The following is a 19,792-nucleotide window of genomic DNA, read 5'->3' on the forward strand; positions in this document are numbered from 1 at the left end:
ATGCGGTGGCCGTGGCCGTTACAGACTGAAGCCGACCGACAGGTAAAAAACGTCTTCCCGGGTGCCGATCACCGCCGGGGCGGTCAGGGGCCGGGCCCAGATGAACGACACCGGCACCATGCCGCCGCTGGTGGAGACCCCGGCAGACACCCCGCTCAGGCGGCCCTGCTCCAGACTGTCGCGCCAGTCATGGCGGATTGCCCCGATGTCATAGCCAACCGACAGCGCCACCCGGCCCAGCCCCTGATCGAGCCAGCCTTCCCCGGTATTTGGCAGGGTCAGGCGCAGGTCATTGCGGACATACCCGCCGACATCACCGCTGATGCTCTGGTCCTTAAAGCCGCGCACGCTGTACAGCCCGCCGACGGACACCCGCTCGGTCGAGAACAGGGTGTCGGGGCTCCACTGCACCCGGGCAGAGGTGGTCCACTGCAACGGCCAGTCGGCGTCAAAGCCGGGCAGCGGGTGGCTGAACACCGCATCGGCGGTCCATTTCTCAAACTGGGCTTCGGGGGCGTCTTCACGGCGCCCGGCATCGGCCTTGGCGCCAAGGGCCCCCAGCCCGGCTTCGTGGCCCAGCGTCAGTGATACGGTGCCGTCAGCCAGCCGCCGGGTATGGCTGCCTTCCACCGTCAGCGACGACAGTTTGCGGCTGCCGGAATCCAGCACCGTCCCTTCAACATAGTTGCGGGTGGTCTTGCCGCCGAACCCGGCGGAGACCGTGGTTTTGCTGACGTCATCGCGGTGGATCACCCGGTCGATCCGGCCCCGCCAGGACCGGCTCTGGCCACTGGTCAGGAACGTCTGGTTAAGGCCGGTCACCGGGCTGCGGTAGCCGAACCAGCTGCCGCTGAGTGAGGCGGTCCAGAACCCATAGGGGACCGAGACCGAGCCGCTGAGGCTGTCGCTTTTACGGGTGGTGCGCTGATCAACCAGAGACCGCCGGTAGTCAACAGTCCACAGATCGTTGATCCGCAGCAGGTCGTCGGCCTCAATCCGGGTAAACCCCTGCCGCTCGCCGGTTGACGGGCTGCCGCTGTTGTCGGTGCCGATATCGAGAAACAGCGGAAGACGCCGCTGGTTGGTGATGGTCAGGGCCGATGTGCCGGCGGTGCTGCCGGGGGCGATGTCGATGCGGGCGGCATTGGCGCGCAGGCGGTTCATCTGGTCCAGCCCCTGCTCAATCTCCCGCAGGTTCAGCACGCCCCCCTCCACGCCGGGGAAGGCGGTGGCGGTCCGGGCATGTATTTCCGGCCCCTGCCCGCCATCGTCAATCCGCAGGCTTTCCACCCGGCCTTCCTGCACGATCAGGCGCAGCACGCCTGACGACAGATCCTGTTGCGGGATATACAGGCGGGCGGTGCTGTACCCGGCCCCGACATAGCGGTTGGTCAGGGCGCGGACCAATGCCTCTATGGCGGCCACGTCCATGCAGGTTCCTGCCGGTTGATCAAGCAGATCATCGACCTGCCAGCGGGACAGGCGGTCCATACCGTCCAGATCCACCCGGCTCACCGGAATGCACACCGCATCCTCTTCCGCTGCGGCGGCGGGGGGTGCCGGTGTCAGGCCCGGCGGCGGCAGGGTGCGGGACCGGCTGCGCAGATCCTGCTCCTGCTGGCGCAGGCGGTCTTCCTCCATCCGCTGGATCTGCTGCTGCTGGCGGGTGATCGCGTCAAGGTCGGCCTGCGGGATGGCCTGAGCCAGCGCCGGGACGGCCGCACACAGTATGCCTGCGACCACAGCGGCCAGAACCGACCGCTGTGCTGACAACAGGCGTGCTGAAAGATTTCCCGCAGACAGGCCAGCGCGCGCCGGTCCCATCCTGTCCCTGTTCCGCATCCCCACCTCTCCCCCGCCCCCGCAGATAACATCCAAGGTTGTGTTTGCGGGTGGGTCCTAGTGGGGTTGGCGCGGGCGCTCTGTGATGAAGATCACACCTCAGGGTAGATTAATTTTTATTAATTCAATGAGAAAATACGCAGTCTTTCTATTTTTTGGCGAAAAAGCAGGCCGGAGGGATTTTCTTTCCGCGAAGTACGCAGATGAAATTTTTTTCAGGGCTCAGCATAAAAAACACCCCCGGCGCGGGCTGCGGACCGGGGGTGATGTCTGTCTGCAGGGTCAGAGCTATGTCAGTCCGCCACAAGGGCCTGACACAGCTCTGAGTCCGGGTCCGCCAGAGCGTCAATCACATCAAAATGGTGGCGTCCGGCGGCTTCGGCGGCTGCAGTGGCGGCCCCCAGTCCCTGCCAGACCGATGCCAGCAGGCTGTTCTGCCGCCGGAACTCCGGCCGTTCTCCGGCCCCGGCCCAGCAGAGTACCGGCAGACCGGGGCGGGGTACCAGCAGGGCCGGGCTTTCCGCCGCCGCTTCTGCCGGGTCCAGCCGCAGGGTGGCATTCATTCTGGTCGCCAGCAGGGGCCGCAGGTCGTGCAGCCCGCTGATGGAGACCACCCGTGCGATCCGGCCCCGGCTTTCTTCCCCCAGCGGGGCATCGGTGCAGGCCAGACGGCTGACCAGATGCCCCCCGGCGGAATGGCCGGTCAGCCGCAGCGGGCCGGGGCAGCGGCGGGCGATGGCGTCCACCGCCTGCCCGATCTGCCGGGTGATGCCGCTGATCCGTGTTTCCGGGCACAGGGTGTAACCGGGCATCGCCACCGCCCAGCCATGGGCCAGCGCCCCGGCGGCCAGATGGGACCAGCTGCTTTTATCAAAGGCCATCCAGTATCCGCCATGGACAAACACCACCGTCCCCCGCGCCGGGCCGGCCGGGGTGAACAGGTCGTAGCGTTCCCGCGGGTGGTCGCCATAGGGCAGGTCAAGCGCCGCCTGCCCGGTTTCGGCCAGCCCGGCGCGGAAGGCGGCGGCCTGCTCCGCCCACCGGGCCGGATAGGCGTCTCCTCCGGGGATGTAGGCCCCGTTGCTGTAAGCATCATCCCAGTCGGTGATGCGGGTGGGGGTGATCATGCGCGGCCCTCCTTCCGTGGGGATGCGGTTACAGAACGGTCCGGACCCGCCACAGCTCGGGGAACAGCTCCACCGCCAGCATGTTGCGCAGATACGGTACGCCGCCGGTGCCGCCGGTGCCACGCTTAAAGCCGATCACCCGTTCCACCGTGGTGACGTGGTTAAAGCGCCAGCGGCGGAAGTAGTCTTCAAAGTCCACCAGCTTTTCCGCCAGCTCGTACAGCGGCCAGTGTTGTTCCGGGGCCTGATAGACCTGCCGCCACGCCTCTGTCACCCCGTCATGGGCCTGATGGGTCTGGCTGACATCACGCTCCAGCACCTCGGCGGGGACCGCGATGCCGTTGCGGGCCAGCAGGTGCAGCGCCTCGTCATACAGGCTGGGGCGGGTCAGTTCCTCCTCCAGCCGGGCCAGAATTTCCGGCCGGTGGGCATGGGGGCGCAGCATCGCCGGATTGCGGTTGCCCAGCAGGAACTCGATCTCGCGGTACTGATAGGACTGGAACCCCGACGACTGCCCCAGATCATCGCGGAACCGGGTGTATTCGCTGGGGGTCATGGTGCGCAGCACATCCCACGCCGCGTTCAGCTGTTCAAAAATCCGGGCAACCCGGGCCAGCATCTTGAAGGCGGGGGACAGCTGATCGCCGCGCAGGGCGGTCCGGGCGGCGTGGATCTCGTACAGCGCCAGCCGCATCCACAGTTCTGACGTCTGGTGCTGGATGATGAACAGCATCTCATCGTGGGCGGACGACAGCGGCACCTGCGCCCCGAGGATGCGGTCAAGCTGAAGGTAGTCACCATAGGACATACGCCCGTCGAAGGCCATCTGCGCCCCTTCGGTGGCCGGATCATAGGGCTTGCTCATGTCACGATCGCCTTCTTGTGATAGGCCGGACGGTCCCACAGGGCCCCGTCGATCACCTGTTGCAGCACATCCACCGCCCGGCGCACGTCATCGGCACCGATGTACAGCGGGGTAAAGCCAAAGCGCAGCACGTCAGGGGCGCGGAAGTCGCCGATCACCCCCCGGTCAATCAGCGCCTGCATCACCGCATAGCCCTGCGGATGCCGGAACGACACCTGACTGCCCCGCTGGCTGCCATCGCGGGGCGATGCCAGCTCCAGCGCCGGGCAGCGGGCTTCGACCAGCGTGATGAACAGGTCGCACAGGGCGATGGAGTCCCGGCGGATCCGGGCCATATCAACCCCGTCCCACGCATCCAGCGCCGCATCCAGTGCCGCCAGCGCGATCACCGGCGGGGTGCCGACCCGCATCCGTTCCACCCCCGCCCCGGGGCGGTAAGACGGATCAAAGGCGAAGGGGGCGGCGTGGCCCATCCAGCCGGACAGGGCCGGGCGGGCGCTGTCGGCGTGGCGCGGGGCCACGTAGATGAAGGCCGGGGCACCGGGGCCGCCGTTCAGGTATTTATAGGTGCAGCCGACCGCGAAGTCGGCCCCGGCCCCGGCCAGATTAACCGGCAGGGCCCCGGCGGAATGGGCCAGATCCCACACCGTCACCACACCATGGGCATGGGCCTTTGCGGTCAGGGCCGCCATGTCATGCAGCCGTCCGGTGCGGTAATCGACCTGCGTCAGCATCAGTACGGCGACCTCGTCGGTGATGGCGTCTTCCACCGCTTCCGGTGCCACCACCCGCAGGGCATGGCCCTGCCCCAGTGTCTCGATCAGGCCTTCGACCATATACAGGTCGGTGGGGAAATTGCCGGAATCTGACACGATGACCCGCCGGTCCGGGCGCATCGCCAATGCGGCAGCCACCGCCTGATAGACCTTGACCGACAGGGTGTCGCCCATCACCACGCTGCCGGGCTCCGCCCCGATCAGGCGGGCGATCCGGTCGCCGACCCGGCGCGGCTGGACCATCCACCCGGCGCTGTTCCAGCCCCGGATCAGCTGGTGGCCCCATTCCTGAGTCAGCATGGCCGCCACCCGTTCGGTCACGCCGACCGGCAGCGGGCCGAGCGAGTTACCGTCAAGATAGATCACCCCGTCCGGCAGGGCAAAGCGGCTGCGGGTTGCGGGGATGTCGGGCAGGGTCTCTGACATGGGCGCTTCCTGTTGTTGTGTCTGGTTGGCCGGACGGGCAGATATAAAAATGTCTGCTAAAATTGTCTGGCAATTATTTTTTATAAATACTCCAGACGACAGGGCGCGTCGACTCTTCCTGCACCTCCGGCGCGACTTTTCGGGGATATAGGCAAGAAAATACCCGCCGGAGGGATCCTCCGGCGGGCATCATCAGTCTCTGAGCGGTTTTTCTGATGGCAGGGTTATGCGCGGTAGCGGCTGATCGCCAGATCGCGGGCATCAATGTCCGGGGTCTTGCCGGAGACGATATCGGCGATCAGACGGCCGGAGCCGCAGCTCATGGTCCAGCCGAGGGTGCCATGCCCGGTGTTGAGGAACAGGCCCTTCAGGTGGGTGGCGCCGATCACCGGGGTTCCGTCGGGGGTCATCGGGCGCAGGCCGCTCCAGAAATCGGCCTGCGACATGTCGCCGCCGGGGAACAGGTCGGTGACCGAATGTTCCAGCGTGCGGCGGCGGGCCGGTTCAAGAATGTTGTTATATCCCGAGATTTCCGCCATGCCGCCGACGCGGATGCGGTCCCCCAGACGGGTGATGGCGATTTTATAGCTTTCGTCCATCACCGTCGATTCCGGGGCGAGATCCGGGTTGTTGATCGGAATGGTCAGCGAGTACCCCTTCACCGGGTACACCGGCAGGCGGATGGCGTGTTCCGCCAGCATCATCGGCGACCAGCTGCCCAGAGCCACCACCACAGCGTCGGCCTTCAGGGTGCCCTTGTCGGTGACCACACCGGTGACACGGTCGCCCAGAGTCTCGATGCGGCGGATTTCTTCATTCCAGCGGAAGGTGACACCCTTGCCTTCGGCCAGCCGGGCAAGGTTGTTGGTGAACTTGAAGCAGTCGCCGGTTTCATCCAGCGGGGTCTGCAGGCCACCGACAATCTTGTGGCGCACCCGGGCCAGAGCCGGTTCCACCCGGATGCAGGCGTCGGGGTCCAGCAGTTCGCAGGGGATGCCGTCAGCCTTCAGGGCCTTCACGTCCTTGGCGGAGGCATCAAGCTGGGCCTGCGTGCGGAACAGCTGCAGGGTGCCCTTCATCCGCTCGTCATAGGTTAGGCCGGTTTCGGCCCGCAGGTCGGCCAGCGACTGGCGGGCGTAATCGGCCAGACGCAGCATGCGGCTTTTGTTGATGGCATAGCGCGAGGACGTGCAGTTGCTCAGCATCTGCACCAGCCAGCGGATCATTGCGCCGTCAACCTTCGGGCGCAGGATCAGCGGGGCATGTTCCATCATCAGCCACTTTACGGCCTTCATCGGAATGCCGGGGGCAGCCCACGGGCTGCAATACCCGAACGACACTTCCCCGGCATTGGCAAAGGATGTTTCCAGCGCCGGTCCGCTCTGGCGGTCAATCACGGTCACCTCATGACCGGCCCGCGCCAGATACCAGGCGGAAGTAGTTCCGATAACGCCACTGCCCAGAACGACGACTTTCATAGCGATGCAACCTGCAGAGTAAAGACGGACCACAGAAAAGGCGGAGAGAAAACAGCCGCGCCGGACATCTGTTCTGTCTCTCACGACATGGAGAGGTCAGTGAAACCGGCGGCGTATCCTCTGTATCTGTTTACCGTGTCTTTGAGGGAGGTAAAATATCTTTCATTAACTGCAAAAAATAAGCATGTTTCTGCGAATATAAGGGGCTGGAGATGCAGAAAGTTCAGTTTCGGACCGTTGCAGGCGCGGAAAGTCGTATTTTGTTTTCCGGCTGTCCCCGGTCCGGGGGCCGGTCTGCGGCAGACAGGCCCTGACTCGCGGCGCGACGGAGTATTCCGGATCCGGCGTTTAACAGAAAAGGCCCGCTGCAATCCCTGAGGGCGCACGGGGAAAGCCGGGGGCGGACATGCCCCCTGAGGGGCCTGAGAGCCTGAGTTTTATCAGAGTATTGATGCAGAACAGCGGCATCCTGCCCCGATGCTGCGGAGAAACGGATGATGGTTACGTTGACTTTTCCGGGGGCGGCAGCACTGGCCCTGACCACCCTGATGCTGATCAGTCCGTCCGCTGTGGCGCAGATGCACGGGCGGCCCGACGGAGCCTATGGGGATGGGTCCGGCCATGGCCCGGGGGCTGCCCCGGCCTCGGCCAGTCCAGCCCCGTACCGGCAGGCCGATCGGGATCTGTGGCACCGTGGGGCATGGTGGCAGGGCCGCCACGAGGGCCGGGACGGCTGGTGGTGGATTGCCGGAAACCGCTGGTACTGGTATCCGGCCCCCGTTTATCCGATGCCAGTTTACCCCGCGCCCGCGCCCGCGCCCGCTTCCCCAGTATCTGGCTCGTATCCGGCACCGGGAATCGCTGGCAACGGCGGTCAGGACTGCCGCGAATACCAGCAGACCGTGATGGTCGGCGGCCAGCCGTCCCCGGCCTATGGCACCGCCTGCCGTCAGGCCGATGGCAGCTGGAAGATCATCAGCCAGAACTGATTCTGCCCCCTCCGGCGTGGAAAGGGTTCTGCGCCGGAGGGGGGAGATCGCTCTGGCAGCCGTTTACTCCGCTGCTGCCTTCAGGGCGGTGGACAGGGAGTCCAGCGCCGTGGTCAGGTCGGCCAGAATGTCCGCCGGGGTTTCCAGACCCACGGACAGGCGGATCAGCCCTTCCGAGATGCCATAGGCCGCCCGTTCTTCCGGGGTGTAGCTGGAATGGGTCATGCTGGCCGGGTGCTGGATCAGGGTTTCGGCATCGCCGAGGCTGACGGCGCAGACGATCATCGACAGGCTGTCCATCAGGCGGATTCCGGCGTCATAGCCGCCGGTCAGTTCAAAAGCGATCATCCCGCCCGGCAGCTTCATCTGGGTTTTGGCCAGATCATGCTGGGGGTGGCTGGACAGGCCCGGGTAATACACCCGTGCCACCGCCGGATGGCTTTCCAGCATTTCCGCGACGGTCTGGGCCGAGGAGCAATGGCGGTCCATCCGCAGTTCCAGCGTCTTCAGGCCGCGCATGATCAGGCTGGCATCCATCGCCGACAGCACCGCGCCGGTCATGTCCTTCAGCCCGAAGAAGCGGATGGCGGTGATCATCTCCGCCCGGCCGATCACGGCCCCGGCGGTCAGGTCGCCATGGCCGCCCAGATATTTGGTGGCGGAATGCACCACCAGATCCGCGCCAAGGCTGATCGGCTGCTGCAGATACGGCGAGCAATAGGTGTTGTCGACCACCACCACCGCCTGCTTTTCATGGGCGATGGCGGCAATGGCGCGGATATCGACCACCCGCATGTTGGGGTTGGCCGGGGTCTCGAAATAGACGACGGCGGTGTTGTCCGTCATGGCGGCGCGCAGGGCGCCGGCATCGGTCAGATCCACATGGCTGACGGTGACACCGAAGCGGGCCAGACCATGACGCATGAAGGCGAAGGTGCAGCCGTACAGGGTCTTATCGACAATGATTTCATCGCCCGGCTTGACCAGCGTCCACAGGGCCGAGGTGATCGCCCCCATGCCGGAGCCGGTGACCATCGCCGCCTCGCCGCCTTCCAGCTCGGCCAGACGGGCTTCCAGCAGACGCAGGGTCGGGTTGCCGAGACGGGTGTAGATATAGCCCGGATCTTCCCCCGCGAAGCGGCGGCCACCGGTGGCGGCATCGGGGAAGGCAAAGGTCGAGGTCATGTAGACCGGCGGCACCAGCGCGCCGTTGTGATCCTGCGGATCATAGGCATGGTGGATGGCGCGGGTGGCGAAACCGGGGGTGGAGACAGTGGCGGTCGTCTTGGCGGTATCGCTGGTCTTGGACATGAGGATGCTCCCGTTCTGTCACCCCGCCGGTTCTGTCTCCGCCGGGGTTTCTGTTTTCTGACCGCAGCATCGCAGGAACCGTGCCATCTCCGTGCCATCTCCGGGCCAGCCCCGAAAATCGGGCGGTCAGAGAGAGGGTGTAAGAAAAATCTTCCACTCCTTCCCTCTTGAGGGGACCGATCTGTAAGAATATCTTTACGCTGTAAGAAAAACGTTCCACCGGGAGAACCCGATGCTGCTGGATATCCACGCTGACAACCGCGTCGGCATCACCGGCGAAATCCTGACGGTGATTGCCCGCGCCGGGCAGGATGTGCGGCGGCTGGAGGTGGTGACCCACCATGTCTATGCCGAGCTGCCGGGCCTGCGTCCGCCCGATCTGGCTTCGCTGCGGGCGGCGCTGCTGGCGGTCCCCGGCCTGTGGGCGGTGACGGTGGTGGAAGCCCTGCCCGGCGACCGCCGCCAGCAGGCGCTGGAGCTGCTGGCGGACAGCTATCCCGATGCGCTGGCGGTGGTTGATCCTGATGGCACGCTGGCGGCGGCAAACCGGGCGGCACAGGCCATTCTGGGGGCGGCGGCGGTGCTGCCTGATCCGGTGCGGGCGATGCTGGGGCGCGGGCAGCCGCTGGCCCAGCCGGTGACCCTGCACGGGCAGGCGTGGATGGTGGAGGTGATCCCCTCCCCCCTTGTCCCCGCCGGGGGGCAGGCAGGCGGCGGGATTGTGGTGTTCCGGCATCCGCAGCGGCTGGGGCAGGCGCTGTCGCGGGTCGGCCCGGGGGAACAGGGATCGCTGGATGCGATTCTGGGCACCTGCCCGGCGATTCAGGCGGTCAAGGAGCGGGTGCGCCGCTTTGCCGATGTCGATGCCCCGGTGCTGATCACCGGGGAAACCGGCGTCGGGAAGGAGCTGGTGGCCCGGGCCATCCACGGGGCGGGCCGCCGCCATGAGGCACCGTTTCTGGCCCTGAACTGTGCGGCCCTGCCGGAAACGCTGGTCGAGAGCGAGCTGTTCGGCTATGCCCCCGGCGCCTTCAGCGGTGCGGCGCGGGATGGTAAGCTGGGCCTGCTGGAGCTGGCTGACGGCGGCACGGTCTTCCTCGACGAAATCGGGGAAATGTCGCCGTATGTGCAAAGCAAACTGCTGCGCTTTCTGGCCGATGGCACCTTCCGCCGGGTCGGCGGCAAGCAGGAACGCCGGGTCAGCGTGCGGATCGTCAGTGCGACGCACCGGGATCTGGCGGCGGCCTGTGCGGAAAAAGCCTTCCGCGATGACCTGCTGTATCGGCTGTCGGTGTTGCAGGTCGATGTGCCGCCCCTGCGCAGCCGTGGGGCGGATATCCCGGTGCTGATCGACAGTTTTCTGGAAAACACTGCCGCCCGTCTGGGCCGCTCGCTGCCGCGCCTGACCGATGCGGCCCGGCAGGCGCTGTGCGGTTACGGCTGGCCCGGCAATGTCCGCCAGCTTCAGAACGTGCTGTTCCGCGCCCTGACCCTTAATGATGCCCCGGTGCTGGACCGGGCCGCTTTTGATCTGGCCGCGACGGGGACGGAGGGGCCGCCCGCCCCTGCCCTGCCGGTTCTGCCGGAGCCCGCCCGCGACTCTCAGGGCTGGATGTCTGAAGACTGGATACCTGAAGACTGGGGGCCTGAAGACTGGGGGACAGCGCAGGCCGCCTTTGAGCGCGAGCTTCTGACCCGGCTGTGGCCACGGTATCCGTCAACCCGGCGGCTGGCAGAGCGGCTGAAGGTCTCGCACACCACCATTGCCCAGAAGCTGCGGGCCTATGGGCTGCGCAGCCCCTGAGAAGATAACGCGGGATGTAACACTTTCTGTAACACCCGGGATAACACCCGGTGGGCTGTCTGACAGGCCGGGGTTCACCGTTCTGGGTGATGCATCTGCCTGCGACTCAGTCTGATACCGCTGGATGCGATTGTTGCCGCTTATAACTATACGGTCGGTGACCGTTCCGGCGGCGGGATCCTACGGCGGCTGTGATCAGGCTGTCCGAGCGTTAGAGTTTGCGATATCGCAAAGTTCTGTGCCGGTCTGTCAGGGTAGGCTGTCAGATCGGGCAGATCGGTATGACTTCACCGGACAGGAGGCTCCCATGCAGATCGTATCTTCGTCCGGTGGGTCAACCTGCTGGCCTGACGGGCGAAGGGCGGCGGCTTACGGGTCAATCCACTCATAGGTTTCCTGCGGCCCGTGACAGCCGCCGCATCCCCCGCCGCAGGCTTTGCCCGCAGCCTCTGATCCGCCGCCGCTGCGCCGGACCCTGCCTTTATCGACCCAGATCTGCAGGGCTGCCCGCACCGCATCGGTGCTGCTGCCGACATGCAGGGCCAGTTCGGCCAGTGTCGCCTGACGGCGGGTTTGCAGGCAGGCTTTCAGGGCGATCAGGCTCATGCTGTTGTCTCCGCCGTCCGCCCTGACAGATGCCGCAGGGCGGTCACCCCCAGCAGCAGGACGGCACAGCCCCCGGCGATCCACAGGCTGGACGGGCCGGGATGGCGCAGCCAGGTCGCGGTCTGATAGACCACCACCGCCATCACATAGGCCACAGAGGTGGTCCAGCCTGCGGCAAAGGCAGCCCACCGGCCCCCCGCTTCCTGCCGGATTGCCCCAAGGGTGGCAACACAGGGGGTATAGAGCAGAATCAGCACCATATAGGCCAGTGCCCCGGCGCTGCCGTCAAAGTATGCGGTCATCGCCCCGAAGGCGCTGGCGTTGATGCCAAGGGCGGCGGTGTCTTGGGCGGTCTCCGCCGACAGGGTGCCGAGCTTGAGCGGATCCAGCACCGCCTGCCCCAGTGCCGCCAGATTGGCCGGGACGGTCGCCGCCGCCTTCAGCAGGGCATCCCCCAGCACGAAGGGGCCGCTGTCTTCCTCTCCGGCGGGATCTGTCCCGCCGTACAGGCTGTTTAAGGTGCCGATCACCGCCTCTTTGGCAAAGATGCCGGTCACCAGACCGACCGTGGCGGGCCAGTTGTCTTCCCGCAGGCCCATCGGGGCCAGAACCGGGCTGACGGCTGAGCTGACCGCCGCCAGAATGGATTCCTGCCCGGCATCCTTACGGAAGTCGCCGCTGGTGGTGAACGACGACAGAATGCTTAAGGCCAGCACCATCGGCACAATCACCTGCCCGGCCCGGCCCAGAAATTCCCGCAACCGCTGCCAGGCATGCCAGACAATGCCGCGCAGGGTCGGGATGTGATAGGGCGGCAGTTCCATCACAAACGGGGCGGCTTCGCCCCGCAGCAGAGTATGCTTCAGGGTCAGGCCGGTGCCGACCGCCACGGCGATCCCCAGCAGATACAGCGCGAACACCACATTCTGCCCGCCGCTGGGGAAGAATGCGGCGGCAAACAGCGCAAACACCGGCAGCCGCGCCCCGCAGGCCATGAAGGGCGCCATCATGGCGGTCATCACCCGGTCGCGGTGGCTGTCGAGGGTACGGGCGGCCATCACCGCCGGGACATTGCAGCCAAAACCGACGATCAGCGGCACAAAGGCTTTGCCCGGCAGGCCGATTCCCCGCAGTGCCCGGTCCATCACAAAGGCGGCGCGGGCCATGTAGCCGGAATCCTCAAGGGCAGACAGTACCAGAAACAGGCTGCCGATCACCGGGGCAAAGGTGGCCACCGTCTGGATCCCGCGCCCGATTCCCAGCACCGCCACCATCAGCCAGCCGGGGGCCCCGGCGGCGGTCAGCATCTGTTCCGGCCAGTCAACCAGCAGCGCCCCGACCCCCAGATCAAACAGATCAATGAAGGCCCCGCCGACACTGATGGTCAGCACGAACATCAGGTACATCATGCCGAGAAACAGCGGCACCCCCAGCACCCGGTGCAGGGCAATGGCATCCAGCCGCCGGGTCAGCACCGGCGAGACATCGTGCAGGCGGCGGCAGGCGGCGGCGGTCACCCGCCCGATCAGCTGATAGCGGGCATCGGCGATCAGGATGTCGGCCTCTTCCCCGCCCTCAGCCTCCAGCGTCCGCCGCACGTCGCCGACTGTTTCAGACAGGCCGGGGATGGCGGCGTAGACCGCGGCGGCAAACGCCGACTCCGGGGTTGCCTCCAGCAGCCGCACCGCCAGCCAGCGCGGGTCATGGGCCGTGCCGCCGGTCAGGAACGGAGTCAGGGCGGCGATTGCCCGTTCCACCGCCGGGGGGTAATCCACCGTGGCGGGGGGCGATTCCCCTACCCCGGCACAGGCTTTCTTCAGGGCCTCAAGCCCCCGGCGGCGACTGGCCACCAGAGGCACCACCGGGCAGCCCAACTGCTGCGACAGGGCTGTCAGGTCCAGCTCCACCCCGGCCTGTTCGGCCAGATCCATCATATTGACGGCCACCACCAGCGGCACCCGCCGTTCCATCATCTGCACCGTCAGATACAGCGACCGTTCCAGCGTGGAGGCATCAATCACATTGATCACCACCCCGGTGTCGCCGGAGGTCAGGTAATCGCGGCTGACCCGTTCATCCTGCGGGCCATGATCGCCGCTGATCATATACAGGCCGGGCAGATCAACGACTTCCACCGGTGCGCCGTGCCACGGATAGGTTCCGCGCTTCTGTTCCACCGTGACGCCGGGCCAGTTGCCGACCTGCTGCCGTGATCCGGTCAGGGCGTTAAACAGGGTGGTTTTGCCGCAGTTGGGGTTTCCGGCCAGTGCCACGCGGGGCAGGGCCGACGGGGGCAGAGAAGACGGGGGAAGGGTCATGCCAGTGCCTCGATCCGCAGAATTGCCGCCTCATCGCGGCGCAGGGTCAGCGTATAACCGCGCAGGCGGACCTCCAGCGGGTCGCCCAGCGGGGCAACCCGGGTCAGGGTAAAGGATGTGCCGGGGGTCAGCCCGAAGGCCAGCAGGCGCTGGCGATAGGCCGGGGCGCCGCCATCAAGGCCAATGACCCGGGCCGACTGGCCGGGCCGGAGCTGAGACAGGGTCAGGGGGGCTGAAGACATCCGGGGGGTATTCCGCAAAGACAACGCAGTATCATTTGCAGTTTGGCGGGACAGCGCAATCCCGGAATTGTCGTATGGGAATATTTTCCCCGCTGCCGGTAAAAATCCGTGCCCGGATGGATGCGCCGGAGCCAAAAAAAGACAGGGGAGCCTTGCGGCCCCCCTGCCCTGTTACATAACCGGGCTGCCTTTACGCCGAGCGGCGTACAGCGGCTCCCCGGCGTTCCAGCACCACTTCGGCGATCTGCACCGCATTCAGGGCGGCACCCTTCAGCAGCTGATCCCCGCAGACGAACAGTTCCAGACCGTGGTCGCCGAACACAAGGTTCTGGCGGATGCGGCCGACTTCGACGTCATACTTGCCCGAGGCGTTGAGCGGCATCGGGTAGACCTTGGCCGCCGGATCATCGACCACCTTCACCCCCGGCGCGGCGGCCAGCAGGGCGCGGGCGGCATCCGGGGTCACCGGCTTGGCGAACTCGATCACCGCGCTTTCGGCATGGGCGCGGGAGGTCGGGATGCGCACGGCGGTGCAGGACAGCGCGAGATCGGGGATGCCCATGATCTTGCGGCTTTCCCAGGTGACCTTCATCTCTTCCTTGGTGTAGCCGTTGTCCTGGAACGCATCGATGTGCGGGATCAGGTTAAACGGCAGCGGATGGGCGAACACCTTATTGGCAGCCTTGCCGGTATCCAGATAGGCGCGGGCCTGATCTTCCAGCTCGCTCATCCCTTCCGCCCCGGCGCCCGAAGCCGCCTGATAGGTGGAAACGATGACCTTCTTCAGGCCAAAAGCCTGATGCAGCGGCCACAGTGCCACAGCCAGAATGGCGGTGGTGCAGTTGGGGTTGGCGATGATGCGGGCATCGCCGACGGCTTCCGGATTGATTTCCGGGATCACCAGCGGCTTGTCGTCGTCATACCGGAAGGCCGACGAATTATCGATGACAGTCACGCCACGGGCGGCCAGCTGCGGGGCGAATTCCTTGGCGAAGTCACCGGAAACGGCCAGCAGGGCAATATCGCACTCCGCCACCGCGTCAACGGTGAAGGCTTCGATGGTTTTAGTGCCGTAGGGAGTCGCAGTAGTTTTACCGGCCGACCGTTCGGAGGCAAACAGACGCAATTCGGAGAGGGGAAACGCGCGGTCATGCAGCACGTTCACCATCTCTTTCCCGACGGCACCCGTGACGCCAACAACAGCGACGCGGGGACCAGAAGCCACGAAGTGAGACATGGTGATTCCCATTAGCTGGGGGTTAGAAAAAAGCTATCGCTTATAGCAGCGATGCAGACCCATTTGAACGTTGATTCTTCGCCAATGCAAAAGTTTTTTGACAGACCCTGTCTTTAGGCGGGCCATCCCGGTACAGGCCGTGACAGGGCGGGCCGGTTTGCGATATCGCAAGATCACAGATCGGTGAGGCCGGGGCTGGAAAGAGTCAACAGGGGTTGCGGCCCTGCTGCTGCTGTTCCACTGTGGCGGCGGAGCTGGCGCTGTGCCTCTCCCCCGTTCTCTGGCCCGGAAGGACTCCCCCATGACCCGGACCCCTGTTTCTGATATTTCCTCTGAGACTGGCCTTTCCTCCGAGACTGGTCGGTTTATCGATTATTATTTTTCTCCGGTTTCTCCGTTTGCCTATCTTGGGGCCCCGCGTCTGGCGGCGCTGGCACAGGCCCATGGCTGTACGGTGCGGTGCCGTCCGGTGCGGATGGCCGAGGTGTTCGCCGCGACCGGCGGGGTGCCGCTGCCCCAGCGGTCTGAGGCACGGAAAACCTACCGGCTGATGGAACTGACGCGGATCAGCCGCCGCTATGCTATGCCGCTGACCCTGCACCCGGCGTTTTTCCCCTGCGATGACACGCTGGCAGCCGGGGTCATTCTGGCAGCAGAGGATGCCGGTGCTGATGCCATGGCGGTTGCATTTGCTCTGGGCCGGGGCCTGTGGGCGGAGCAGCGGAATATCGCGGACCCGGCCAGTGTGGCAGACATTCTGACCGCGCTGGGGCTGGATGGCGCGGCGCTGGTGGCTGCAGCCCCACAGGCGGAGGCCCGGCGGACGGAAACCACCGCGCAGGCCATCGCTGCCGGGGTTTTCGGTGCGCCGACCTACGTCTGGAAAGGGGAACTGTTCTGGGGGCAGGACCGTCTGGAGTATCTGGACGCGGCCATTAAAGATTCCTGATCAGGAATCATTATTCCCGGAGTCGGGGATATCCGTCACGATATGACAGGCCCATAAAAAAACCGCCGGGGGCTGTCCCCCGGCGGTACTCTGGCTGACCCTGTGGCGGGAAAACCGCCGGAGACAGGCTGTTAGTGGGCCTTGTGGGCTTCTGCCGGGGTGGTGGTCAGGGCTTCAACCTTCACATCCACATCGATGCTGCCCGCCTTTTCAAAGGTCAGTGTCAGCGGGAATTTGTCATTTTCCTTCAGCGGGGCCTTCAGGCCGAACAGCATGACGTGCAGCCCGCCGGGCTCCAGCGCCACGGTGGCCCCGGCGGGGATCTCAATGGCTTCAACCTGACGCATCTTCATCACGCCGCCGTCCATGCTGTGGGTATGCAGTTCGGCGCGGTCTGCGGCGGTGGTCTTGGCCCCGACCAGCCGGTCGGCGTCGCCGCTGTTGGTGATCTTCAGGAAAGCGGCCCCGTTGGCGGCCATCCCGGCAGAGGCCTTGGCCCACGGATGGCCGATGCTCAGTTTGCCGACGGTATACCCGTGGGCCAGAGCCCCGGCTGACAGGGTGGCAATGACGGCAGCGGCCAGCAGCGGGGCGGCAAAGCGGGTGCGGAATGCGAACATGTCCATGATCCTTCTGATCCGGTCACGGGCCGGATCGTTCGACAGAATGAAATAGAAGTGTCGGAGCGGGAAAAGGTCAGGACAGGACCGGCGGCCCCCGGGGCTGAGGCCGGTGATGGGGGGACAGATCGGGGGCCGGGTGGGCCTGAGACAGTGCCTGACGGGCAAAGGCCAGTACGGCTGGCGACAGGTCGGGCAGCTCAGGCAGGGCATCGGGTAAGGCCGGGACGCACAGGGCGCACAGGGCATTGGCAGAAGCCAGCGCCCCCCCTGCCCCGCCTTCGGGGGTACCGGGGATGTATCGCATCCCGGTGCCGGTACACAGCACCGCGTCGGCATCGGCGACGGTGCGCAGCGGGCCGGTGGGGTCAGCCTGCACCACTCCGGCAAAAGCGGACAGGATCAGATGCAGGGACAGGGCCAACACCATCCACACCGCCGCCCGGTGGCGCGGTGAGGAAGCGGTTGCTGCCGGTGATGGAAAATCCCTGATCATAGTGGCGGTATGCTGCCCCCCGACGGCCTGCCTGTCAACAGCCTCCCCTCTCTGGACTCTCCCTTCTCCGGGAATCCTGTGGCATGGTCGCGGGGGTTTGCGATATCGCAAACCCGGTGACGGAGGGGATAGACACAATGGCACGGTCTGGGCGGCTGCTGGCTTTGGTGCAGGAACTGCGGGCGCACCGCCATCCGGTGACGGCGGCGCGGCTGGCCGAGGTGCTGGAGGTCAGCGTCCGGACCATTTACCGCGACATTGCCACCCTGCAGGAACAGGGGGCGGTGATTGAGGGGGAAGCCGGGATTGGCTATCAGCTGCGGGATGGATATCTTCTGCCGCCCCTGATGTTCAGTGATGACGAACTGGATGCGCTGGTGCTGGGTATGCGCTGGGTGGCGGCGCGGACTGATCCGCATCTGCGCGGGGCATCGATTGCGGCTTTAAGCAAAATTGCGGCGGTGCTGCCTGCCGGATGGGGGGACCTGCGGGAAAGCCGGACCCTGTTTGTCGGTGGCCGGGGCGCTCGGGCCCCCGGCCCACAGGCGCCTCCCTCCGCTGACCCGGCCATCATGATCTGCCTGCGGCGTGGGCTGCGGCAGGAACGGATTCTTGATCTGACCTACCGGGATGCCTCAGGGGCCGAGACCCGACGCCGGATCTGGCCCTTCGTGCTGGGCTATTTTGATGCGGCGGAAGTGGTCGGGGCGTGGTGCGAAGACCGTCAGGCATTCCGGCATTTCCGGACCGACCGGATTCTGGCGGTGGCGGAGACCCCGGAGCGGATGCCACGCCGCCGGGCGGTTCTGCTGAAAGAATGGAGCGAGGCGGAGGGGATTTCTCTCGATATGCTCGATCCTCCTGACAGAAACTGACACAGAGGTCGGTGATGATCCGGTCATCGGCGGGGAACGACCCGCCCCAGACCAGAGGGATCAGATCAATGTCCGCCCAGACCTACATTCTGCTGTATGTTGAAAACCCGACTGCCAGCGCGGCGTTTTATGCTCTTGCGCTGTCGGTGCAGCCGGTGGAGGTCAGCCGGACCTTTGCGCTGTTTATTCTGCCCGACGGGTGCAAGCTTGGCCTGTGGTCGCGCCATACCGTGGAACCGGCTGCGGCCCCGGCCCCGGCTGTCCTGAGCGGTGGGGCTGAACTGGCGCTGACGCTGCCGTCCCGGGCTGCGGTAGATGCCCGTCATGCGGACTGGATGGCTGCCGGGGTGGAGATTGCACAGGCCCCGGTGGCTCTGGACTTTGGCTATACCTTTGTCGGGCTTGATCCTGACGGGCACCGTCTGCGGATGTTTGTCCCTGAGATGGGCTGAGGCTCTGTCTCCCCCCCCCTCCCCCTACGACGGGATCAGGGGCGGGGACTTTGCGATGTCGCAAACTCCCCGCCCTCTTCCCCCTTGTTTCCCTTACCAGGGCAGCTCACCCACATCATCGGTGAAGCTGCCGGTCGGGCCGTCGTCATCCAGCAGCGCCATGTGGATTGCCGCCTGCGCCCGGCCTGCCGGACAGACGGCGTTGACCTTGATGCCCTGCGGCGCCAGAGACGCCGCATAGCTGCGGGTCAGTGCATTCAGGGCGGTTGCGGCCACCTGCACCGATGGCGGCGCGGCGTCCTGTCCGGCAGGCGGGGCGGTGACCGATGCCGCCGCCGAGGAAAGAAACACCACCCTCCCCCGCCCGGACGCAGCGAGCAACGGGCTCAGGGCTTCCGTCAGATGGGCTGCCCCGACGACCGAGGTGATCAGGCTGTCAATCAGAATACCGGGCATCGGTGCCGCATGAACCAGACCGTCAAGACTGCCGTGGGTGTGATTCAGGCGTGTGGCGAGGCTGGTAATGCTGTCGGGATCACTCAGATCCAGCGGTTCGAGCGAGACGGCCAGCCCTGCCGCCCGCAGCGGGGCGATGGCGGCGGCATCTGCTGCCGGATCTGTGCTGCCGAGCAGGATCGTCGCCCCGCGCTCGGCCAGTCCGCGCGTAATGCGGCTGCCGGGGCCTGACAGGCTGCTGACCAGAATAAGGGGCGGGACACGTTTGGGTCGGGGGAGCATCAGAAAAGACTGTCCGCACTGACAGCGCAGAGCTGACAGCGGCAGGAGAGACGCCGCCGCCGTCAGCCCCGGCGGAAACCCTGACCGGAACGGTCGGGGACTTGCACCGGCAAGCCGACAGCCGGTATAAAACCTCAAGTATAGTTGAGATCAAGAAGGTTTTTCTGTCATGGCATCGTCCCCCCGGCTGTCGCCGCTGCTGTCTGTCGGTGATGTGGCCCGCCGCAGCGGTCTTCCGGTCTCGACACTGCACTTTTACGAGTCGAAAGGGTTGATTGCCGCCGACCGCAGCCGGGGGAACCAGCGGCGCTATACCCGGGATGTGTTGCGCCGGGTGGCAATCATCCGGGTGGCGCAGCGCCTTGGCCTGCCTTTATCAGAGATTGCCGCTCTGCTGGCACCGATACCGCCCGGCAGTGTGCCGACGCAGGCCGAGGTCCGGGCAATGGCAGCCCGCTGGCGGGCGGCCCTGCAGGAGCGGATTGATGGCCTGACCCGGCTGCGGGATCATCTGGATGGCTGCATCGGCTGCGGCTGTCTGTCGATGGAAGAATGCCCCCTGCGCAACCCGGCGGATCAGCTGGGGCAGACGGCGTCAGGGCCGGTCCTGCTGGACCGTGCCCCGGCGCAGGGAAGCTGAG

19 protein-coding genes are annotated in these 19,792 nt (G+C 65.7%); 6 read left to right on the forward strand and 13 right to left on the reverse strand.

From position 1 onward, the window contains the following. Positions 1-18: 18 nt before the first annotated feature. The 5 genes from G365_RS21770 to G365_RS0114980 form a co-directional block, all read right to left on the reverse strand. Entirely contained in the window at positions 19-1,824 is a 1,806-nt protein-coding gene (locus G365_RS21770; RefSeq protein ID WP_019646341.1) for a ShlB/FhaC/HecB family hemolysin secretion/activation protein, read from the reverse strand. Positions 1,825-2,135: 311 nt separating this feature from the next. Beyond that, on the reverse strand, positions 2,136-2,969 hold the full coding sequence (locus G365_RS0114965) for an alpha/beta hydrolase (RefSeq protein WP_019646342.1): 834 nt from the start codon (positions 2,967-2,969) through the stop codon (positions 2,136-2,138). A 28-nt stretch (positions 2,970-2,997) separates the two neighbouring features. Beyond that, the gene (gene kynA / locus G365_RS0114970) at positions 2,998-3,834 is read right to left on the reverse strand and encodes a tryptophan 2,3-dioxygenase (RefSeq protein ID WP_019646343.1); all 837 of its coding nucleotides are present in this window, start codon (positions 3,832-3,834) and stop codon (positions 2,998-3,000) included. After that, positions 3,831-5,036: a kynureninase gene (gene kynU / locus G365_RS0114975; RefSeq protein ID WP_019646344.1), complete on the reverse strand. Its 1,206-nt coding sequence runs from the start codon at positions 5,034-5,036 to the stop codon at positions 3,831-3,833. Before kynU ends, kynA begins: the two co-directional genes overlap by 4 nt. Before the next feature lie 224 nt (positions 5,037-5,260). Continuing rightward, complete coding sequence (locus G365_RS0114980; protein ID WP_019646345.1) at positions 5,261-6,514, reverse strand: D-amino acid dehydrogenase; 1,254 nt, start codon at positions 6,512-6,514, stop codon at positions 5,261-5,263. Between the two features lie 494 nt (positions 6,515-7,008). Here G365_RS0114980 and G365_RS23105 point away from each other — a divergent pair, with 494 nt between their 5' ends. Beyond that, positions 7,009-7,503 carry a hypothetical protein gene (locus tag G365_RS23105; protein ID WP_019646346.1) on the forward strand — a complete coding sequence of 165 codons (495 nt, stop codon included), beginning with the start codon at positions 7,009-7,011 and terminating at the stop codon, positions 7,501-7,503. 63 nt (positions 7,504-7,566) lie between these two features. On the opposite strand, the gene G365_RS0114990 is transcribed toward G365_RS23105, so the two are convergent. Next, positions 7,567-8,814, reverse strand: a complete 1,248-nt coding sequence (locus G365_RS0114990) for a methionine gamma-lyase (RefSeq protein WP_019646347.1) — start codon at positions 8,812-8,814, stop codon at positions 7,567-7,569. 232 nt (positions 8,815-9,046) lie between these two features. On the opposite strand from G365_RS0114990, the gene G365_RS0114995 reads away from it, so the two are divergent. Further along, entirely contained in the window at positions 9,047-10,618 is a 1,572-nt protein-coding gene (locus G365_RS0114995; RefSeq protein ID WP_019646348.1) for a sigma 54-interacting transcriptional regulator, read from the forward strand. A 369-nt stretch (positions 10,619-10,987) separates the two neighbouring features. Here G365_RS0114995 and G365_RS0115000 read toward each other — a convergent pair whose 3' ends face one another. The 4 genes from G365_RS0115000 to G365_RS21780 all read right to left on the reverse strand — a co-directional run bounded on the left by G365_RS0115000 (position 10,988) and on the right by G365_RS21780 (position 15,021). After that, the gene (locus tag G365_RS0115000; RefSeq protein ID WP_019646349.1) at positions 10,988-11,224 is read right to left on the reverse strand and encodes a FeoC-like transcriptional regulator; all 237 of its coding nucleotides are present in this window, start codon (positions 11,222-11,224) and stop codon (positions 10,988-10,990) included. Next, the gene (gene feoB / locus G365_RS0115005) at positions 11,221-13,542 is read right to left on the reverse strand and encodes a Fe(2+) transporter permease subunit FeoB (protein ID WP_019646350.1); all 2,322 of its coding nucleotides are present in this window, start codon (positions 13,540-13,542) and stop codon (positions 11,221-11,223) included. Before feoB ends, G365_RS0115000 begins: the two co-directional genes overlap by 4 nt. Next, positions 13,539-13,784: a FeoA family protein gene (locus tag G365_RS0115010; RefSeq protein ID WP_019646351.1), complete on the reverse strand. Its 246-nt coding sequence runs from the start codon at positions 13,782-13,784 to the stop codon at positions 13,539-13,541. The genes feoB and G365_RS0115010 overlap by 4 nt, the downstream gene beginning before the upstream one ends. A 190-nt stretch (positions 13,785-13,974) precedes the next feature. Beyond that, the gene (locus tag G365_RS21780; RefSeq protein WP_051089907.1) at positions 13,975-15,021 is read right to left on the reverse strand and encodes an aspartate-semialdehyde dehydrogenase; all 1,047 of its coding nucleotides are present in this window, start codon (positions 15,019-15,021) and stop codon (positions 13,975-13,977) included. Between the two features lie 301 nt (positions 15,022-15,322). Here G365_RS21780 and G365_RS0115020 point away from each other — a divergent pair, with 301 nt between their 5' ends. Continuing rightward, the gene (locus G365_RS0115020) at positions 15,323-15,970 is read left to right on the forward strand and encodes a 2-hydroxychromene-2-carboxylate isomerase (protein ID WP_019646353.1); all 648 of its coding nucleotides are present in this window, start codon (positions 15,323-15,325) and stop codon (positions 15,968-15,970) included. Between the two features lie 131 nt (positions 15,971-16,101). Here G365_RS0115020 and G365_RS21785 read toward each other — a convergent pair whose 3' ends face one another. Together G365_RS21785 and G365_RS0115030 are read right to left on the reverse strand one after the other, a co-directional pair. Further along, entirely contained in the window at positions 16,102-16,596 is a 495-nt protein-coding gene (locus G365_RS21785; RefSeq protein ID WP_019646354.1) for a copper chaperone PCu(A)C, read from the reverse strand. A 70-nt stretch (positions 16,597-16,666) separates the two neighbouring features. Further along, positions 16,667-17,086 (reverse strand): hypothetical protein, encoded by a 420-nt coding sequence (locus G365_RS0115030; RefSeq protein ID WP_155976311.1) that lies wholly within the window; start codon positions 17,084-17,086, stop codon positions 16,667-16,669. Positions 17,087-17,223: 137 nt separating this feature from the next. Between G365_RS0115030 and G365_RS0115035 the strand changes: the two genes are divergently transcribed. Beyond that, positions 17,224-17,961 (forward strand): helix-turn-helix transcriptional regulator, encoded by a 738-nt coding sequence (locus G365_RS0115035; RefSeq protein ID WP_019646356.1) that lies wholly within the window; start codon positions 17,224-17,226, stop codon positions 17,959-17,961. Between the two features lie 68 nt (positions 17,962-18,029). After that, positions 18,030-18,413: a VOC family protein gene (locus G365_RS0115040; protein ID WP_019646357.1), complete on the forward strand. Its 384-nt coding sequence runs from the start codon at positions 18,030-18,032 to the stop codon at positions 18,411-18,413. A gap of 93 nt (positions 18,414-18,506) precedes the next feature. On the opposite strand, the gene G365_RS21790 is transcribed toward G365_RS0115040, so the two are convergent. Then, positions 18,507-19,151, reverse strand: a complete 645-nt coding sequence (locus G365_RS21790; protein ID WP_019646358.1) for an SDR family oxidoreductase — start codon at positions 19,149-19,151, stop codon at positions 18,507-18,509. Positions 19,152-19,320: 169 nt separating this feature from the next. On the opposite strand from G365_RS21790, the gene soxR reads away from it, so the two are divergent. Next, on the forward strand, positions 19,321-19,791 hold the full coding sequence (gene soxR / locus G365_RS0115050) for a redox-sensitive transcriptional activator SoxR (protein ID WP_019646359.1): 471 nt from the start codon (positions 19,321-19,323) through the stop codon (positions 19,789-19,791). Position 19,792 lies beyond the last annotated feature (1 nt).

The organism is Novispirillum itersonii subsp. itersonii ATCC 12639 (assembly GCF_000381985.1).
In the GTDB taxonomy this organism is placed as follows: domain Bacteria; phylum Pseudomonadota; class Alphaproteobacteria; order Rhodospirillales; family Rhodospirillaceae; genus Novispirillum; species Novispirillum itersonii.

Bases quoted from the DNA above. Each gene is read 5' to 3' on its own strand.
- G365_RS21770 (WP_019646341.1), bottom strand. From the start codon at position 1,824: ATGGGACCGGCGCGCGCTGGCCTGTCTGCGGGAAATCTTTCAGCACGC.
- G365_RS0114965 (WP_019646342.1), bottom strand. From the start codon at position 2,969: ATGATCACCCCCACCCGCATCACCGACTGGGATGATGCTTACAGCAAC.
- kynA (WP_019646343.1), bottom strand. From the start codon at position 3,834: ATGAGCAAGCCCTATGATCCGGCCACCGAAGGGGCGCAGATGGCCTTC.
- kynU (WP_019646344.1), bottom strand. From the start codon at position 5,036: ATGTCAGAGACCCTGCCCGACATCCCCGCAACCCGCAGCCGCTTTGCC.
- G365_RS0114980 (WP_019646345.1), bottom strand. From the start codon at position 6,514: ATGAAAGTCGTCGTTCTGGGCAGTGGCGTTATCGGAACTACTTCCGCC.
- G365_RS23105 (WP_019646346.1), top strand. From the start codon at position 7,009: ATGATGGTTACGTTGACTTTTCCGGGGGCGGCAGCACTGGCCCTGACC.
- G365_RS0114990 (WP_019646347.1), bottom strand. From the start codon at position 8,814: ATGTCCAAGACCAGCGATACCGCCAAGACGACCGCCACTGTCTCCACC.
- G365_RS0114995 (WP_019646348.1), top strand. From the start codon at position 9,047: ATGCTGCTGGATATCCACGCTGACAACCGCGTCGGCATCACCGGCGAA.
- G365_RS0115000 (WP_019646349.1), bottom strand. From the start codon at position 11,224: ATGAGCCTGATCGCCCTGAAAGCCTGCCTGCAAACCCGCCGTCAGGCG.
- feoB (WP_019646350.1), bottom strand. From the start codon at position 13,542: ATGACCCTTCCCCCGTCTTCTCTGCCCCCGTCGGCCCTGCCCCGCGTG.
- G365_RS0115010 (WP_019646351.1), bottom strand. From the start codon at position 13,784: ATGTCTTCAGCCCCCCTGACCCTGTCTCAGCTCCGGCCCGGCCAGTCG.
- G365_RS21780 (WP_051089907.1), bottom strand. From the start codon at position 15,021: ATGTCTCACTTCGTGGCTTCTGGTCCCCGCGTCGCTGTTGTTGGCGTC.
- G365_RS0115020 (WP_019646353.1), top strand. From the start codon at position 15,323: ATGACCCGGACCCCTGTTTCTGATATTTCCTCTGAGACTGGCCTTTCC.
- G365_RS21785 (WP_019646354.1), bottom strand. From the start codon at position 16,596: ATGGACATGTTCGCATTCCGCACCCGCTTTGCCGCCCCGCTGCTGGCC.
- G365_RS0115030 (WP_155976311.1), bottom strand. From the start codon at position 17,086: ATGATCAGGGATTTTCCATCACCGGCAGCAACCGCTTCCTCACCGCGC.
- G365_RS0115035 (WP_019646356.1), top strand. From the start codon at position 17,224: ATGGCACGGTCTGGGCGGCTGCTGGCTTTGGTGCAGGAACTGCGGGCG.
- G365_RS0115040 (WP_019646357.1), top strand. From the start codon at position 18,030: ATGTCCGCCCAGACCTACATTCTGCTGTATGTTGAAAACCCGACTGCC.
- G365_RS21790 (WP_019646358.1), bottom strand. From the start codon at position 19,151: ATGCTCCCCCGACCCAAACGTGTCCCGCCCCTTATTCTGGTCAGCAGC.
- soxR (WP_019646359.1), top strand. From the start codon at position 19,321: ATGGCATCGTCCCCCCGGCTGTCGCCGCTGCTGTCTGTCGGTGATGTG.